The sequence below is a fragment of the Tolypothrix bouteillei VB521301 genome, assembly GCF_000760695.4.
Classification (GTDB): domain Bacteria; phylum Cyanobacteriota; class Cyanobacteriia; order Cyanobacteriales; family Nostocaceae; genus Scytonema; species Scytonema bouteillei_A.
In genome coordinates, this window is the sequence record NZ_JHEG04000001.1 from 951,254 (window position 1) to 968,421 (window position 17,168).

General features: G+C 42.6%; 11 protein-coding genes and 2 rRNA genes. 5 read left to right on the forward strand and 8 right to left on the reverse strand.

Annotation, left to right across the window (positions count from 1 at the left end; genetic code table 11):
* Nucleotides 1-29: 29 nt before the first annotated feature.
* Nucleotides 30-1,382: a selenium-binding family protein gene (locus HC643_RS03590; RefSeq protein WP_038086674.1), complete on the reverse strand. Its 1,353-nt coding sequence runs from the start codon at nt 1,380-1,382 to the stop codon at nt 30-32.
* Between the two features lie 711 nt (nt 1,383-2,093).
* On the opposite strand from HC643_RS03590, the gene HC643_RS03595 reads away from it, so the two are divergent.
* Nucleotides 2,094-2,546 (forward strand): response regulator, encoded by a 453-nt coding sequence (locus HC643_RS03595; protein ID WP_038086671.1) that lies wholly within the window; start codon nt 2,094-2,096, stop codon nt 2,544-2,546.
* A 49-nt stretch (nt 2,547-2,595) separates the two neighbouring features.
* Nucleotides 2,596-3,048 carry a response regulator gene (locus HC643_RS03600; protein WP_038086668.1) on the forward strand — a complete coding sequence of 151 codons (453 nt, stop codon included), beginning with the start codon at nt 2,596-2,598 and terminating at the stop codon, nt 3,046-3,048.
* A gap of 2 nt (nt 3,049-3,050) precedes the next feature.
* Here HC643_RS03600 and HC643_RS03605 read toward each other — a convergent pair whose 3' ends face one another.
* The 3 genes from HC643_RS03605 to HC643_RS03615 all read right to left on the reverse strand — a co-directional run bounded on the left by HC643_RS03605 (nt 3,051) and on the right by HC643_RS03615 (nt 6,222).
* Nucleotides 3,051-3,653, reverse strand: coding sequence for a gamma-glutamylcyclotransferase family protein (locus tag HC643_RS03605; protein ID WP_038086660.1), 603 nt, complete (start codon nt 3,651-3,653; stop codon nt 3,051-3,053).
* 152 nt (nt 3,654-3,805) lie between these two features.
* A complete protein-coding gene (locus HC643_RS03610) occupies nt 3,806-5,479 on the reverse strand; it encodes a hypothetical protein (protein ID WP_038086658.1) in 1,674 nt (557 codons plus the stop codon).
* Nucleotides 5,480-5,751: 272 nt separating this feature from the next.
* Nucleotides 5,752-6,222, reverse strand: a complete 471-nt coding sequence (locus HC643_RS03615; protein WP_038086730.1) for a hypothetical protein — start codon at nt 6,220-6,222, stop codon at nt 5,752-5,754.
* A 541-nt stretch (nt 6,223-6,763) separates the two neighbouring features.
* On the opposite strand from HC643_RS03615, the gene HC643_RS03620 reads away from it, so the two are divergent.
* The gene (locus HC643_RS03620) at nt 6,764-7,972 is read left to right on the forward strand and encodes a glycoside hydrolase family 10-like protein (RefSeq protein ID WP_408019838.1); all 1,209 of its coding nucleotides are present in this window, start codon (nt 6,764-6,766) and stop codon (nt 7,970-7,972) included.
* A gap of 199 nt (nt 7,973-8,171) precedes the next feature.
* Here the strand turns inward: HC643_RS03620 and HC643_RS03625 are convergent, their stop codons facing one another.
* The gene (locus HC643_RS03625) at nt 8,172-9,668 is read right to left on the reverse strand and encodes a site-2 protease family protein (RefSeq protein WP_038086657.1); all 1,497 of its coding nucleotides are present in this window, start codon (nt 9,666-9,668) and stop codon (nt 8,172-8,174) included.
* An 800-nt stretch (nt 9,669-10,468) separates the two neighbouring features.
* Between HC643_RS03625 and HC643_RS42765 the strand changes: the two genes are divergently transcribed.
* The gene (locus tag HC643_RS42765; RefSeq protein ID WP_038086656.1) at nt 10,469-12,181 is read left to right on the forward strand and encodes an ABC1 kinase family protein; all 1,713 of its coding nucleotides are present in this window, start codon (nt 10,469-10,471) and stop codon (nt 12,179-12,181) included.
* 86 nt (nt 12,182-12,267) lie between these two features.
* Nucleotides 12,268-12,642, forward strand: coding sequence for a hypothetical protein (locus tag HC643_RS03635; RefSeq protein ID WP_038086655.1), 375 nt, complete (start codon nt 12,268-12,270; stop codon nt 12,640-12,642).
* 59 nt (nt 12,643-12,701) lie between these two features.
* On the opposite strand, the gene HC643_RS03640 is transcribed toward HC643_RS03635, so the two are convergent.
* From HC643_RS03640 to HC643_RS03650, 3 genes are all read right to left on the reverse strand, one after another.
* On the reverse strand, nt 12,702-13,469 hold the full coding sequence (locus tag HC643_RS03640; RefSeq protein ID WP_038086654.1) for a hypothetical protein: 768 nt from the start codon (nt 13,467-13,469) through the stop codon (nt 12,702-12,704).
* 459 nt (nt 13,470-13,928) lie between these two features.
* Nucleotides 13,929-14,046, reverse strand: a 5S ribosomal RNA gene (gene rrf / locus HC643_RS03645).
* 161 nt (nt 14,047-14,207) lie between these two features.
* A 23S ribosomal RNA gene (locus HC643_RS03650) occupies nt 14,208-17,158 on the reverse strand.
* Between the last annotated feature and the right edge of the window lie 10 nt (nt 17,159-17,168).

The following is a 17,168-nucleotide window of genomic DNA, read 5'->3' on the forward strand; positions in this document are numbered from 1 at the left end:
GGGATGGGTCTGCCCATCCCTTTGTCAAATTAAACCCAAATATCAGAGGTGGAATCGCCGCCCGGATAGCGCATTTCATGAGCGCGAGACGGACCTCCTGGTTCTTGACCAAAATCAACGTAGAAATTTTCGTTGATTCTTAATCCTCCCTTTTCAGTGTCACAGTCAATTTGTAACAAGTATGAACCTGTCTTAGATAAGTCAGGATAAAACTGGTTATCCCAGGTACTAAACAGAGAGTTGGTAGCATACAACCGCTTGCCATCAAGACTCAGTTGTAGCATTTGCGGTCCGGCTGCTAGCTTTTTACCCTGTACTGTACTTCCTTTGCCTAACAAACCACCACACCAAACTTGACCTGTTAATTTGGGTTGGGAGGGATCGACAATCTCATATTGGCGAATATCACCATGCAGCCAGTTGGAAAAATAGACGTAGCGATCGTCTAGTGAAATTAAAATATCAGTAATTAATGATGGCACGGGAATTGGCCAACCCTCTACCTCAACGGATGGAATATCTATAACTTTTTCCACATCCCAATGTCCGTTGGATTTGTGCCAATGCCAAACATTACTACTAAGTGCTGCTCCTACAAATCCGTGAGTGCTATCGGGATTGTGGTGAAAACGAACTTCCAAGGGAATTAATCCTTCTTCACCCAAATCAACACTTTGAATAATGTCACGTTTTGACCAATCCCAGAAATGCAAGTGCTGACCGTATTTTCCCTCCGTCACATCATTTAGGTCAAAGCCGGGATAAAATGTTTTGGGGGAACCCCACTCACTACTGACCATAACATTATGACGGGGTTGATACCAAAAATCGTAGTTAAAGCGCATACCTTCGGCTTTGCTTTCCCAACGCCCTGCAATCTCAAAGTTTCCATCAAGCAATAGAAAACCACCAGGACCGTTACCTTCGCGATCGCCAAGCATGGAAATCATCACACGACCATCGGCAAGGCAGTGGACTGTATGGGGAGCCGTCAGGTTAGTTTTTTCACGAATTTCTTCTGGTTCGATGACTTTATGAATTTTGGGCGCTTTGGCATTCGCTGTGTCAATAATGTAAATTCTACTAGAACGTATACCCGGAATCACTAAAAACCGACGCGATTTACTTGTGTCATTGTGGCATGAACTACAGGTGTTCCAACCAAAATGATGCAATTCATCTCCTATATAGGGCATTGGTAAGCGATGAATAATTTGAGAGTACGTGGGAGAGTCTGGGTCAACGTCTATAGTTGCCAAGTAATCTGGTTCTTCAATCCCCGTACCCGTGTATAGTGCGATGGTATAGAGAATTTTTTCGCGTTCTGCTTTCATTGCTACTTCTGGAGAAGCGTAACCGGGACCGCAGCAAGCATGAGCCATATTGTTAATATCTCCAACAAGTGACTTTAAAATTACAATGGGAAAATCTAGTCCTCACAGCAGAGGAATATATCAAAAACTACACCCTTATAACTCATCGAGCTTAAAAAATACGGTAATTATATAGATTTATGTTTTTAAAATGCGATCGCATTTTAAAAGAAAGAGTTTTCTATCTTATCAAAACTTATGACTGTGCGATCTTTTTGTATGCGAAAATCAACAGAATTATATTACAAAATATAAGTTGACTTTCATATAGATTAATAATATTACTGAAAAATTAGTATAGAGATATACATATATTATTTCTTATACTTGGGATAGATGATAATGCACTACAGTATGCCGCACCTTCTATATGTGTGGGGATACGTTGGGTAAAGAAAGGAGAGGGAGAACTTGATTGGTCAACTGGCTTCACATCTGGCTGCCCCCAGTCAAGGTTTTGTAAGGGTTGTAAGTGCTATAGTTATTAGCGTTGGGTCCCTGGTACTGATAGGTTGGGTTTTAGACTTTGTACAACGCAGAAGTGTCCCACAATTTGGAGTTTGTGAGTGCCTGCACAGTTGGGAACTTCTCCCTGGTACGGGAGGGGATGGGATTAGCTATTGTACGGAAAGGTGCAGAATGCATGGGAGGGTTGGCTGGCGTGGATTCTCTAATCAACCAAGGAAGCCGTTTTTGGGTAAAATTTAAGGCGGTGAAGCAGTGAACAGTCTAAATAATGCAACAATTTTACTTGTTGAAGATGAACCGGCTGATGTTTTTAGAGTGCAAAGAGCTATACGTAAAGCCAATTTACCGATTTCCCTGGAAGTGGTAAGCGATGGGGAACAAGCAGTACTTTATTTAAGCGGAGAAGCACCTTATGAAGATCGTTTGCGCTATCCCTTACCAATGCTCATGTTGCTGGATCTCAAACTCCCCCGGCTTTCTGGTTTTGAAGTTCTAGATTGGTTGAGAGAATCAACGGTAAAACATTTACCAGTGGTAGTTTTGACTTCTTCTGAGGAACAAGTAGATATAGATCGTGCCTATGCTCTCGGAGCTAATTCTTATTTAACCAAGCCTATTGACTTCAATACTTTATTTGAAATGATCCAAGCAATTGGAACTTATTGGATTACGCTCAATCGCTCGCCCTATGCGAGAGCCGATTAGCAACAAAATATGGCAACCTTTACTGAGAAGGTATTCAGGTGAGCTGTAAATGACAGGGATAACATTACAGAAAAAGACTGTTTTAGTTGTAGAAGACGAACTATCTGACCAATTTCTCCTTCAAAGAGCATTTGGTCAAATCAATCAAGAAGAATTTGCTCTTCACGTTGTCAAAACTGCAGAAGACGCAATACTTTATTTGCAGGGATCTGAACCATATCAAGAACGAGCAGTGTACCCCCTACCCGTTTTGATTGTTCTGGATTTAAGACTCCCTGGTATGTCAGGTTTGGAATTGCTGAAATGGATTAAAAAACAACCACATTTCAATCATTTACCTATCATCGCTTTGACTGCTTTTGGCAATCGGGATTTGCCTCGCGCTTATGATTTGGGTATTGACTTTTATTTACTCAAACCCGTAGAAACAAATACGTTAGCTGAAATTTTGTCTGGATTAGGCATATACAGTCACGGTGCTGAAAAACCAGAGAACTCTTAGTATCACAACGCTAGGCGATCGCTGCACAGTCCTTGATGGCGTTGTTGTAATTGATACATATGGTGAAAGAGACTCCAGCAGTATTCTTCTGGCAAACCACAAGTGACAGCACCTCGGAGAACAATATTGAAGTACCAGTCGTTAGGAGCAACTTCTTCTGAAAGCTTATCAACGACAACATAAGTACGGACATTTTTGTATACCCTTCCTTCACAGTGAATGTCCACGTATTCATGGCGATAACCTCCTTGGGGGACATCTTCTCGCTTATCCAAGCGATCGCTCAAGCGCCAAGGTAATTGATAAAGTACTCCTCTAACACTGGTTTTCGTGTCTTTTACCACATCTAAAACACCACACTTGCGAGTTGGCGAGATGCGATAAAATCCCAATCGATATCCTTTCAATGTACCTGTACCAATCACATAGGGATGCGTCTTTTCACCAAGAGAGCGTTTTAAATCAACAGGACACATACACGAACCGTAAGCAAAGTAATAAAACGTTGAATCGTTCGCTTGTACCTGTTGTAACTCCGAATTTACACTGTCAGGATTATAAGTTTGTACCCAACTGTATTGAATGTGCCCAGATTGGTTGCTCATTGTTATTCAAGTAATATTAACTATTAAATATATTATGTTACACGATTATACTTAATTCTTTACATATTTGATAGAGTAACCGTATTATACTGGCACTGCATTCTTTCCTCGTTCCCAGGCTAAGCCTGGGAATGAAGGATAATACTTTAACTCTAGTAAACTCGATTCATCTGAACCCAAGTCTTAACGACAAGCCGTAAATCTTCAGGCAAGCTGTTTTGAGAGATGTCATTATACCGTACAGAACCCCTAGGGCTTGTTAAAGTATAAGTAATGTAATCAGCACTACCTCTAGTTGCTGGATAGTCCAAATTATTGAACACATCCCTTTCTTGCTTGAGTAACTGCTGAAACCTCCGTACCTGTTCCAAAGGAATGCGATAGACGCTACGTTCGGAGTCATTCTCATCACCAATCCGAACGCGAATTAAACTTCCATCATCCAGTAGAACTGTTTCATAAGTTCTACCAGCAATACCACCAGTCGCAATTTGCCGGAAAACAATACCGCGTTCCAAGGGTCTTGGTAATTGACTGCGCGGTATGGGAACTGCTTGAAAACCATTGTTATTAGCAATTGCACTTGCTCTTTCATCAAAGATTGCAGTACCTGATTCCGCAACGCGGTAAATTAAAACCTGTTGACCATCACTGATTGTGACTCTCCAACCGGGTACAACAGTTGCTGCACATAAAGCCAGTGGATCTGGTATCCCCAAACAGCTGTCAGGCCACTGCTGTCTGTCAACTTCAACTATTTGCAACTGTGAAACTGACAATCCAGAACGCTCGGAAGCTCTCACTAAAATTCTCTCAGCAAGGCGTCTTGGCAGATTCACATTGGGTGTTTCACCGTACTGTTGGGTGTCTAGCCTCACTTCTTCAGCATCGGGAGCGGCATGAAAGACTAAAGTTTCTCTGCCAGTTCCTACGCGCACTTTCCAAGCTCTTATCGCAACTTCGGTACAAGTCTCGCCCGGACGGGGCAGATTTAAACAACCATCAGTCGTCACTTGTTCGGCGTCAACAATACGTAACTGAGAAATTGCCAATCCTGTAAAATTCGATGCAGCTTCTAAGACAACATTGCCGACTCTTTGGGGTAATCTACCATTTGTGATGCTGCTTTCTCTTTGATTGAGTCTAACAACAGAACCTGTTGTATTGGTATGATAAACCAACCTTTGTTCTCCTGTACCCACAACTAAACGCCAACCAGGTACTACTGTTTGGGCACAAGTTTCACTCAACTTTGCTAAATTCAAACAACTATTGTCCCAATTTCTTTTGTCAATTTGAACGATCGCCAATTCCTCAACTGGTAATTCCAAACGTCCGGATGCAGTTTGTAAAACGGCATTTCTAACAGAATTTGGCACACCACTTTGAACTTGTTTTGCCAAACGGATGTAACGCCCAGTACTATTGGTATGATAAGTCCAGTTTTGGCTGCCATCAGAAAGGATAACTCGCCAACCAGGGACTCTGGCTTGGGTGCAAAGTTCGTTTTTGGTTGGTAAATCCAAGCAACCATTGCGCCAAATACGCTGGTTGTAATCAGTGATTTCTAGATTTTTAATAGGAATGCGATTTTTACTGGCAACATCTCGTTTAACTGCAGAAGCTACTGAAGTTGGTAAGCCGTTATTTTTACTATTTTGCTTTAGAGATTTATTTGGTTTTGCTGCGGAAATCTTTGCCGGAGACGCAGTTACACCTTCAGGCACCGCGATCGCCCCTCCAACAGATAAAATGCTAGATAATACTAAGGCAGTCAAAATCTGCGCTTGTTTCGTGGTACTATAAATTTTAGGGATGTGTCTCATGGTAATGTTCGAGCAATAATCATTGTCAGAACGTTGTATGCAACGTCCGATCGTCAGTCAGTAGTTATCAGTGAAAAGGCAAAAACTAATAACTAGTAGCTATCAGTTGAAAATCAAGATATCTTACAGCAGCGCTCTTAGAGACAGCAGTCTTGTGTATCTTCTCAACCAGATACCGCTATGGACGCTAGAAAACTCGCTATTTGTTCCTCACGTTTTTTAGTTGTTAATGACAGATCGAGCAAGCAACCATTTCCCTACTCTGTCCCGGCTTAATGCTCATCGTGTCCATCGAACCTAATAGTACAAGCTGCCCAATTTTTGAGATCTGGCGCAAGCCAAACAAGCTTTTGTAAAATTTCATCATTAACCCATAGGACTAAAGGGTGTTGAAACCGTTTTCGCAACTCGTCTCGCATGATGTTCGTAGAGACTAGGAGTTGATTGATGGCAATCACTGATTCTAAACCTCCGATCACTAAAGCTTGAGGTCGAGCAGAACCAAGCAAATCGTTAACAGTTGTATAAAATGTTTCAGAATTGGCAGGCAGAGTAATTTCATTGATTTCTGTTGGACAAAATTCCTTTAATAAATGGAGTATTTGTGTCTGCTTCACAGTGGAGTGACAGCAGGCTAAGAGCAATGAAAACTCTCCTTGAGAAACCTGAATTGCTCTTACAAGTCTCTGAATGGGAACTGTAACGTTTACTTTACTGTCTTGTGAATGAGCTAAGCCGAGCATTGACTTGTCCGAATTTTGTCCTAATAAGCTAAATTTACCAGCAAAAGACTTCGACCACATTTAGGTAAGTACTGAAGTTGTTGTATTAAAAATATCGCCATTTGTTATAAATACATAAAATTCTCCTCAATTTTAAGAAAAATAAGCACACCCATTAGCCTCATATTTACTGCTACAAATTTATTTTGTTACAAAAGTAAAATACACAACAGGAATAAGCAATTTCGTAACAAGAACAAAACTTAACATTTGATGAAAAAAATAATGGGTTTGATAAGGTATTCATATTGTCAGTAGGCTGCAAAATCACGGAGTTCTTGAAGGAAATCAGAGTTGGGAGGCTCAATCTCTGCCTTTGTCCTTTGAAGAAGTTGAAAACGCATTCGCGTTCATCTATTTTTGGTCTGCACAACGGAACCGCCATCTATCCCCTCTCACAAATGAAAGGGGGTAAACCAAGCAAAATTAACTTATTCTAAGAATTAGTACAAAATCAACGATGAAACAATTTTTTCTTAACTTATGTAATGCAGTACATATAATGATAAGGCAAGCTCGTAGAAACAAAGTCTTCTTAGCATTCTTGGTTGCTATAACCTTTGTGACTGCGGTGATATCCTCATTTCCCTCATTTGCTCAAAATAATTTGCGTCCGCAGACATTTGAGTTACGCGGAGTCTGGTTAACTAATATAGACAGTAACGTATTGTTCGATCGCAATCGGCTTCAAGATGCTTTGCAAACTCTGAAAAACCTAAACTTCAATACGGTGTATCCCACTATTTGGAATTGGGGTTACACGCTCTATCCAAGTAAGGTAGCACAAAAAGTGATTGGGCGATCGCTAGACCCAGTTCCCGGACTGCAAGGTCGAGATATGCTCAAGGAAGTTGTTGAAGGCGGTCATAGAAAAGGCTTAACAGTCATTCCCTGGTTTGAGTTTGGCTTTATGGCACCCGCCGATTCACAATTAGCTAAAAATCGTCCTCAGTGGCTCACAAGTCGTCAAGATGGCAGCAAGATCTGGAAAGAAGGTACCCATGACCGAGTTTGGTTAAATCCCTTTCTCCCGCAAGTACAACAATTTATACAAGAATTAATTGTTGAAGCTGTAAAAAACTACGATATTGACGGCATTCAATTCGACGATCACTTCGGTTTACCTTCGGAATTGGGGTACGATCCCTATACAATTGCATTGTACAAAAAAGAACATAATGGCAAAGCTCCTCCAAAAAATTCAAAAGACCCTGAATGGGTACAGTGGAGAGCAAATAAAATAACTGACTACATGAAACGCGTTTTTACAGCTATCAAAGCAGCCAAAAAAACGTGCTTGGTTTCAATAGCACCAAACCCCCAACGTTTCTCCTACGAATTTTTCTTAGCAGACTGGGCGCGTTGGGAAAGGATGGGGCTGGTTGAAGATTTAGTTATCCAAGTCTATCGCAACGATCTAAATGTCTTTGTGAGCGAATTAGAGTACCCAGAAGTCAAAATAGCCCGAAGCCATATTCCTGTCAGCATAGGAATTATTACTGGATTAAAAGGCAAATATGTTCCCATACAACAAATACAGACTCAAGTCCAAAAAGTGAGAGAACGCAAGTTTGTTGGAGTTTCCTTCTTCTTCTATGAAACTCTTTGGAATATGGCTGGTGAAAAGCCACAACAACGACAGTTAGCCTTCAAAAATATCTTTCCTCAACCTGTTGCCTATCCAAATCTGCTCGCAGGTTGGAAACCATAATGGCTAATGGCTAATTGCACCATTGGTTCGTCGCATTAATTTTGCTGGTTTGGTCTGAGTTGTCATTAATTTCTACAGCGAAGACAGCGCAACTACAAACCTATCAAAACTTTTGCGGCAAACCACTATTAGCCATTAGCCCTCCGGGTTCGCCAGTCCCCAGGGCGTGGGAAACCCGCCTGCAGGGCTGGACTCACCATTAGCCAATTCCCAAACGTCCTGCTAAAGCAGGAGTTAAGGGTAGCAGAGTGGCTACCATCAAGAACAACGCTAACAGACCTAAAGCAGCGCGTGCGTCATCTGGTTCGCTAATTTCATTTAAGCTGGGACGTTCTAAATCCCTTTGTAAAAACAAAATTACAATTGCCCAATACATGGCAAGAGGAGTTCCCAGAGAAACTAACGCCAGCACAATTAATGTTGCTACTGTTGCTCTTCCTGCAATTTTGCGTCCGTAAATAGCTTGTACGATGCGACCACCATCTAGTTGACCTGCAGGCATTAAATTAAGAGCGGTAATAACTAACCCCAGCCAACCAATAACGACTAGAGGATGTATATCTACTATGGCAGACTGTAAAGTAGATCCAAGAATAACCCGCGATAGGGTTCCTACCAAAATCGAACTTGAAAAAAATTCGTTTGGTAGTTGAAACAAACTACCTGGATGGGAAAGTAGTAACCCTGTCACGAGCATCAACAGAGAAATAATTCCTCCTGTAGCTGGTCCTGCTAAAGAAATATCAAAGAGAACCTTACGGTTGGGTATTAAAGATTCAAAACGGGTGATCGCACCAAATGAACCAATTTGCACCGCAGGGAGAAAGTAAGGCCAACTTAAGCGGACTTGATGACGGCGAGCAAGTAACCAATGACCAATTTCATGAGCTACTAAGATTGTTATGATACCCGCGCTAATGGGCAAAGCTTCCTGAAATCGTGCCGGGGTTGAGAAGAAATCAAAATTTAGTAACAATCCACCTGTTTCTAAACTTGTAGCAATGGTTGCTAGCACCAAGATAACCCCAAAGATTCTTTGCGGTACAGTCATTGGGCGGGGATCGTTACGGGATGGGAGGACAATCATCACAGGTTTGCCATCTGTGTTTTCCACTAAAAAAAGACGGTACTTATTTCCCAGGCGCTCGTGTAGACTTTCACTCAACTGAGTATGTACTTTTTCTGCATCTCCTCGGAGATTACCTTTAAAGATGGCACCTTCTTGGTAAGCAATCGTTTCTGTCGTAAAAAAGGTATCTATACCAAAGATACTTTTGATAACACTCAAATCTTCTTCTGGAATTGGCATTACCTCAAGTTCAACTTGAGCAACAGTAGCCGGACTTGTGGAGTTATTTGTAATGCCACGTTCTTGTGAGGCAACAGAAGCCAGCCTTTCAGTTGCTCGTTGTTTGAGAATCGCATCTTGACCAGCAGCGCGTAGCTGTCTCCCGATATAAATGTACACTCCTGCAGAAACTATCAACAAGAACAAAATACTCACTATGTTGATATAAACTCCTGCGGCAAACAACCCAAAAAACAATAACCAGGGAGTCATCAGCACGACCGACTGTAACCAGGCAAGGATTCCTAGTTTGCCATATGGTTTGGCGCGATAAAAGCCCCAACCCAAGATTCCAAAAGCGACCAGCACAATTGTGGCAATAATAGGTGTTTCTGATGAAGTTAACATTTTTTCTTAATCCTTCTGAAACCAGGCCTGAGTAAGTCAGTTGTTTTGTAGATATTATTAATCTATAACGAACCTTGCATCGGCAACGGTTTTAGCAGTAGATGAAGAGTGGGTGATAAAGCCTACAACATGAGTACTTAGTGCTGTCTTTCTGCCTTCTATCTAAAATTTGTGATTGATTGCTCAATCACTTGACCTCTTATAAAGTAAGATATTATATTTTTTTACAAATCTATACAAAACTTCAAGCTTGGTGATTGAGCATTGAGTGGAATCAAGACTCACTTATTGAAAAAAACTCTACCCCTTTTGCTAAGCCTTATAAGAAAGGGGTTTAAAAGCCTCTCTCCCATAGATTGCAGGTTGAGGGCGAGGGTTTGTTCAAATGTAACTTCGATTGGTAAGCAACTCACTCCGCTCCAGGTTTTGCAAAAATTTATACATTTAAATGTATATTTTTATACATAAATAAAAACGTTTTTCTAGAAAATTCCCATCTGTATATGGATTTTAATTTTTGAGATAAGTAAATACAAGTGCTAGTTATTCAGTAAACGATAATTGTATACGTAACCTTATGGAGCTATATCTATAATTTAAGCAAAAACAAATTTAGGTATTTATACTTTTATGTACTAATATAAAATAAAAGATAAAAAGTAACGTTAAGTAAACTTGGGCGAAATTGCATAAGACTAGAAAGGAAATATTGATAGAGCATTTGTTAGCTCAAAGGATATTTTCCTTGAGGTCTGGAATGCAAAGCCTTTTTCAATCGCATTAAAGAGGAAAATAAGGGAGTGAATTCGCAAACCCTTACACAAAATCAAAACAATCGACGATACGATCCAGAAACGATCGCCCGCTACTATGGCTATCGTCCCTGGCTGGGTTGGTCAAGAGCAGCGACAATTATTTGGTCTTTCGTTTGGTTTATACTTTGTCTTAAGTGGGATGAATGGCAAAATCAAGAGGAGCAAAACAAGCTAAAGCGAGCTACTCAATTGCGGCGGTTACTAACTCGCTTGGGTCCAACTTTTATTAAAGTAGGTCAAGCCCTCTCAACGCGACCAGACCTTATCCGTAAAGACTACTTGGACGAACTGGTAAAGCTACAAGACCAATTACCGCCATTTGAGAATGCGATCGCTTTCCAAATTATCGAAAGTCAACTGGAGCGATCTATAGACGAAATTTTTAGCGAGTTGTCGCCAAATCCTGTAGCAGCTGCGAGCTTGGGACAAGTTTACCGAGGTAGGTTGATAACTGGCGAAGAAGTGGCTGTAAAAGTACAGCGTCCCAATTTACGCCCCACTCTCTCGCTAGACCTTTATCTCATGCGTTGGGTTGCAGGTTGGATAAGTCCTTGGTTGCCCCTCAACCTCGGTCATGACCTCACAATGATAGTAGACGAGTTTGGCATAAAATTATTTGAGGAAATAGATTATCTCAACGAAGCCCGCAATGCCGAAAAATTTGCGACTAACTTCCGCAACGACCCTCAAGTGAAAGTGCCAACTATATATTGGCGTTATACCAATCTCCATGTTCTTACCCTAGAGTGGATTGATGGTTTTAAACTAACAGATACTAAGAGTATTCGTGCAGCAGGTTTAGACCCAAACGCGATCGTTCAAATTGGCGTGACAGCAGGTTTGCAACAACTTTTAGAACACGGGTTCTTTCACGCTGACCCCCATCCAGGCAATTTATTTGCCACGCCCGATGGTCGTATGGCATATATTGACTTCGGAATGATGGATCAATTGAATGAGACGACCAAAGAAACTTTGGTAGATGCTGTTGTGCATCTAGTGAACAAAGACTATAGCGACTTAGCAGAAGATTACGTAAAGTTAGGTTTTCTCACCCCAGATACAGATATTCGCCCCATCATACCAGCATTAGAAGCGGTTTTAGGGGATGCCATTGGGAAAAATGTTAGCGATTTTAACTTTAAAACTATCACTGACAATTTTTCGGAACTCATGTATGAGTATCCTTTCCGGGTTCCCGCTCAATTTGCTTTGATTATTCGTTCCTTGGTAACTCAGGAAGGTATTGCCCTAAGCTTGAATCCGGACTTCAAAATTGTTGAGGTAGCATATCCCTATGTAGCAAGACGATTGCTAACAGGAGAATCGCCCCAATTACGCCGACGATTGCTGAATGTACTTTTTAAGGATGGCAAATTCCAGTGGCAAAGATTGGAGAGTTTGCTTGCGATCGCTAGAACTGACGGTAACTTTGATGTGTTACCTACAGCACAATTAGGGTTCCAATACTTGCTTTCTGAGGAAGGCAAGTTTCTTCGGAAACAGTTAGTCCTTGCGCTTACTGAAGACGATCGCCTTCATACCGAAGAAGTTCAAAGGTTGTGGAATTTAGTCAAAGATGATATACAGCCCGCCCGCCTGTTAAATGTAGCAATAGAAGTGCTAACAGAATTATCTAGAGAAGGTGTGGCTTCCATATTACCAAAAGCTGCCGCAGCTTTTAGTAGCAAACCATAAAAATTGGCTAGTTGCTAATGGCTCACAGCTAATGGTAAGAGTGCAATTAACAATCAACAATTAGCATTCTTGCTACAGGAGTTTTCATGTACTACTATCCTCAACAGCCACCTTACTTTTTATTGGTAGTTGGACTTTTTGCAGCACTTGCTTCCGGTTTAGCCTTAGCTGGAACATTAAAATCTATAGTACAAAAATGGCAAAGCGATGGTGCAGAAACTTCTGGTTCTCGAATGTCTGTCAAACAACTGTCAGTACCATTTCTAGGCATAACAGCAGGTACGTGTTTATTTCTTTGTTCGGGTTTTGAGATCTTTGGTTTTCCGCCTTTTCTTGCCTATGCAGTTGGTTTACCAGTAGCCATTCTAACTTGCTTGCTTGTTTGGTTGCAATTGGGAAGTATGCTGGCTTATGTTGAACGTCAAGGAATGCGATCTCTAGATTTAGATTCTTTGCCCTAGAGATGTTGTAAGTGATTCGGAATAAGAGGGTGGACAAATTGTCCACTCTGTTTAGTTCATCATGTATAAAAGAAGTTAAAATTCTTTAATGCTGTTAACCTAGCTAGGTTTAACCGGTAATGAAAAGCTAATTTACGATTTAATCTTTTTGACCAAACTTCAGGAGTATTTTCATAAGAAGCATCCAGATGCATCGTCGGTTTTTGCAATTGTTTCCAGCCGTCATTCTTGACTGTCCACCCCACTTTTGCCGCTGCTAACCCAATAGCATTTCCATCTCCTCCATGAATTCCATGCAGTTCTAAATAACGACCAATAAGACCCCAATATTTTACAAACTCTTTTTCTTTGCCTCCATCTTTACCAACCAAGAATAAAGATTCTCCAACGTAATTCACCTTATCTAAGGATATTTCTAACTTAGAGGCTACATTTTCAACAGCTTTTAATCTTTCAGGTGTATATTTATTTATATGTTCCAATAAATTTTCAGTGCGTCCTATAATTCCAGGAAAATACTCAATTTCTGGTAAATAATTTATAATTCTGGTATCTGCATCAATGTATATTGTAACTTGAAGTTTAGTTAAAGCTTCTTCAATAACTGCCCGTTTATCATGATAACAAAGCAGAATACCTTGCTGACGATATTTATAAGCCAAAATATTGGAAACATTACTTAATTCCCTGGGTTCATCGGTGTAAACTACTAATAAAGTTCCTGGGGAATATTTTTCTAAATCATCTGCTAATTGCTTCGTAAGTTTGCGATACTTACTCCCCAAAGCTAAAGTGCAAAAACAAAACTCTTTAGGTGATAAAGTCATAGTGCTCTTTGATAGTTCTTGGTATAATATCATTTCACTTTTTTAGTGATACAAATACCTTGGTAATACCAATTCTGTATGAGGCTGCGTTTTATTGTCCCAGAACTTTAAACTAGGGTTAGGCTAGGTCAAAAATTTTTTGGCGCATTTTCATAAAGAAACGGTGTAAAAACGCAATGTCTTGCGCCTCTATAACCAATATTTATGTATCGTAGATTTCGTGAATTGAATTGGTATAAGGTAACGGCAATTGTATGCCATAGCTATATGGATTGAGTATAGAAGAATTACTGAAATAGAATGCTGTTAAATTAATCACATAAAAAAACTTGAAATCAGATAATACTTAAAGCATTGGTACAGAAAGTATAAAAACCTAATTTTTTATTTACTATGGAAATAAAAAACAAAACACTCTCCCAATTATGAATTTAGGAGAGTGTTTTGCTGGATTTATGAACCTGGCACCGAGCTATTTTAGCAGGCGGCAACCCGCCAACTATCGTCGCCGCATCAATGTTTCACAACTGAGTTCGGGATGGAATCAGAGTGGGACCACTGAGCCATAGGCACCAGGAATGAATGATGAATGATGAATTATGAATGATGAACTTCATCAAAAGGAAGGCTCATCGTGGAATTCAAAACCCTGAAGACTGCACAGAAAAGCGAAACAAGTGTGAATTGTGAATTGAAGAAGATTGTCATCATTCATCATTCAGAATTCATCATTGAGATGAGGTCAAGACCTCGGTCTGTTAGGACAACTTGGCTAAGTACATTACTGCACGTACACCGACTGCCTATGAACAGGTGTTCTACCTGTGACCTTACCTACTTGTAGTAGTCAGAGCACTCATCTTGAGGTGGGCTTCCCACTTAGATGCTTTCAGCGGTTATCCGCTCCGCACTTGGCTACCCAGCGTCTACCACGGGCGTGATAACTGGTACACCAGCGGTGCGTTCCTCCCGGTCCTCTCGTACTAAGGAGGACTCCTCTCAATGCTCTTGCGCCTGCACCGGATATGGACCGAACTGTCTCACGACGTTCTGAACCCAGCTCACGTACCGCTTTAATGGGCGAACAGCCCAACCCTTGGGACGTACTTCCGCCCCAGGTTGCGATGAGCCGACATCGAGGTGCCAAACCTCCCCGTCGATGTGGACTCTTGGGGGAGATCAGCCTGTTATCCCTAGAGTAACTTTTATCCGTTGAGCGACGGCCATTCCATACTGCGCCGTCGGATCACTAAGACCGTGTTTCCACCCTGTTCGAGTTGTAGCTCTTACAGTCAAGCTCCCTTATTGCCTTTACACTCAACGCACGGTTTCCAAGCGTGCTGAGGGAACCTTTGTGCGCCTCCGTTACCTTTTAGGAGGCGACCGCCCCAGTCAAACTGCCCATCTGAAACTGTCTCCCGATTGGATAGACAATCGTGGGTTAGAATCCTAGCTTCGCCAGAGTGGTATCTCACCGTTGGCTCGGTATCCCCCACAAGGGATACTTCAGTGCCTCCCACCTATCCTGCGCAAGCCAAGCCCGGACCCAATTCCAGACTACAGTAAAGCTTCATAGGGTCTTTCTGTCCTGGTGCAGGTAGTCCGTATCTTCACAGACATTCCTATTTCGCCGAGTCTCTCTCTGAGACACCATCCAGATCGTTACGCCTTTCGTGCGGGTCGGAACTTACCCGACAAGGAATTTCGCTACCTTAGGACCGTTATAGTTACGGCCGCCGTTCACCGGGGCTTCAGTCGTCAGCTTTAGGGTTTCCCCCTGACCAACTTCCTTAACCTTCCGGCACTGGGCAGGCGTCAGCCCCCATACTTCCAATTGCTTGTTTGCGGAGACCTGTGTTTTTGGTAAACAGTCGCCTGGATCTCTTCACTGCGACCCACTTGCGTGGGCACCCCTTCTTCCGAAGTTACGGGGCCATTTTGCCGAGTTCCTTAGAGAGAGTTATCTCGCGCCCCTGAGTTTTCTCAACTTCCCCACCTGTGTCGGTTTCGAGTACGGGTTTGATGTTTTCATCACCAACGTAGCTTTTCTTGGCACTATCATTTACAACTCGGCATCCTTAGACACCTCCCAATCCATTCAGGGCGTTGCTATCTTTCATGCGTCTTACGTTGACTCCCACATCAAAGTGAGGGATTGTTCACCCTCTGTCCATCGACTACGCCTTTCGGCCTCGCCTTAGGTCCCGACTAACCCAGAGTGGACGAACCTGCCTCTGGAACCCTTGGGGTTTCGGGGCTAGGGATTCTTACCCTAGTTTGCGCTACTCAAGCCGACATTCTCACTTCCGTCTCGTCCACAGCTGCTTGCCGCTACTGCTTCTACCTACCACGGAACGCTCCCCTACCAGTTAACAATCTCATCACTTAGCATGCAACCTTCTGGAGCGGAGCGAGGGAGTGAAGGAGGGAGGGAGGGAGGGAGGAACTATTCTTCGTTCCCTCACTCTCTCACTCTCTCACTCTCTCCCTCTGTCTTCCAAAAGAGGCTGTATGCTAAATGATGGCTTGCTAAATCCACAGCTTCGGTACATCGCTTAGTCCCATTCATTTTCGGCGCAGGAGCGCTTGACCAGTGAGCTATTACGCACTCTTTCAAGGATGGCTGCTTCTAGGCAAACCTCCTGGTTGTCTTTGCACTCCCACCTCCTTTGCCACTTAGCGATGATTTCGGGACCTTAGCTGGTGGTCTGGGCTGTTTCCCTCTTGACGATGAAGCTTATCCCCCACCGTCTCACTGGTAACTCTCCACTGAGTATTCAGAGTTTATCTCGATTTGGTACCGGTCTCCCAGCCCGCACCGAAATAGTGCTTTACCCCTCAGTTTTTCCGTTACCGCTGCGCCTCAACACATTTCGGGGAGAACCAGCTAGCTCCGAGTTCGATTGGCATTTCACCCCTAACCACACCTCATCCGCCGATTTTTCAACATCGGTCGGTTCGGACCTCCACTTGGTGTTACCCAAGCTTCATCCTGGACATGGTTAGATCACCCGGGTTCGGGTCTATAAATACTGATAACGCGCCCTTTTCAGACTCGCTTTCGCTTTGGCTTCGTCAACAAACTTAACCTACCAGTACCTATAACTCGCCGGCTCATTCTTCAACAGGCACGCGGTCATCCGTTGAATCGGACTCCCACTGCTTGTAGGCTCACGGTTTCATGTTCTATTTCACTCCCCTCAACGGGGTTCTTTTCACCTTTCCCTCGCGGTACTTGTTCGCTATCGGTCACACAGTAGTATTTAGCCTTACGAGATGGTCCTCGCTGATTCACATGGGATTCCTCGTGCCCCATGCTACTCGGGATTCAGCTACTATCCTTAAGCTTTCGACTACAGGACTTTCACCTTCTTTGGTGCAGTATTTCGCTGCTTCGCCTAACCGCTAGATTCGATTTCGCTGTCCCACTACCCCAAAATGCATGCACTTTGGTTTAGGCTCTTCCCCTTTCGCTCACCACTACTGAGGGAATCTCTATTGATTTCTTTTCCTCCAGCTACTAAGATGTTTCAATTCACTGGGTTCGCTCTTTCGTTATTGGGTTGCCCCATTCGGACATCTCCGGCTCACTGCATGCTTCCTGCTCCCCGGAGCTTTTCGTTGGTAACCACGTCCTTCTTCGCCTCTGTGTGCCTAGGTATCCACCATGAGCCCTTCTTCTCTTGACCACTATTGCTG

Excerpts from the sequence above, each read along its gene's own strand:
- HC643_RS03590 (WP_038086674.1), bottom strand. The coding sequence starts at position 1,382 with ATGGCTCATGCTTGCTGCGGTCCCGGTTACGCTTCTCCAGAAGTAGCA.
- HC643_RS03600 (WP_038086668.1), top strand. The coding sequence starts at position 2,596 with ATGACAGGGATAACATTACAGAAAAAGACTGTTTTAGTTGTAGAAGAC.
- HC643_RS03605 (WP_038086660.1), bottom strand. The coding sequence starts at position 3,653 with ATGAGCAACCAATCTGGGCACATTCAATACAGTTGGGTACAAACTTAT.
- HC643_RS03610 (WP_038086658.1), bottom strand. The coding sequence starts at position 5,479 with ATGAGACACATCCCTAAAATTTATAGTACCACGAAACAAGCGCAGATT.
- HC643_RS03615 (WP_038086730.1), bottom strand. The coding sequence starts at position 6,222 with ATGCTCGGCTTAGCTCATTCACAAGACAGTAAAGTAAACGTTACAGTT.
- HC643_RS03620 (WP_408019838.1), top strand. The coding sequence starts at position 6,764 with ATGATAAGGCAAGCTCGTAGAAACAAAGTCTTCTTAGCATTCTTGGTT.
- HC643_RS03625 (WP_038086657.1), bottom strand. The coding sequence starts at position 9,668 with ATGTTAACTTCATCAGAAACACCTATTATTGCCACAATTGTGCTGGTC.
- HC643_RS03635 (WP_038086655.1), top strand. The coding sequence starts at position 12,268 with ATGTACTACTATCCTCAACAGCCACCTTACTTTTTATTGGTAGTTGGA.
- HC643_RS03640 (WP_038086654.1), bottom strand. The coding sequence starts at position 13,469 with ATGACTTTATCACCTAAAGAGTTTTGTTTTTGCACTTTAGCTTTGGGG.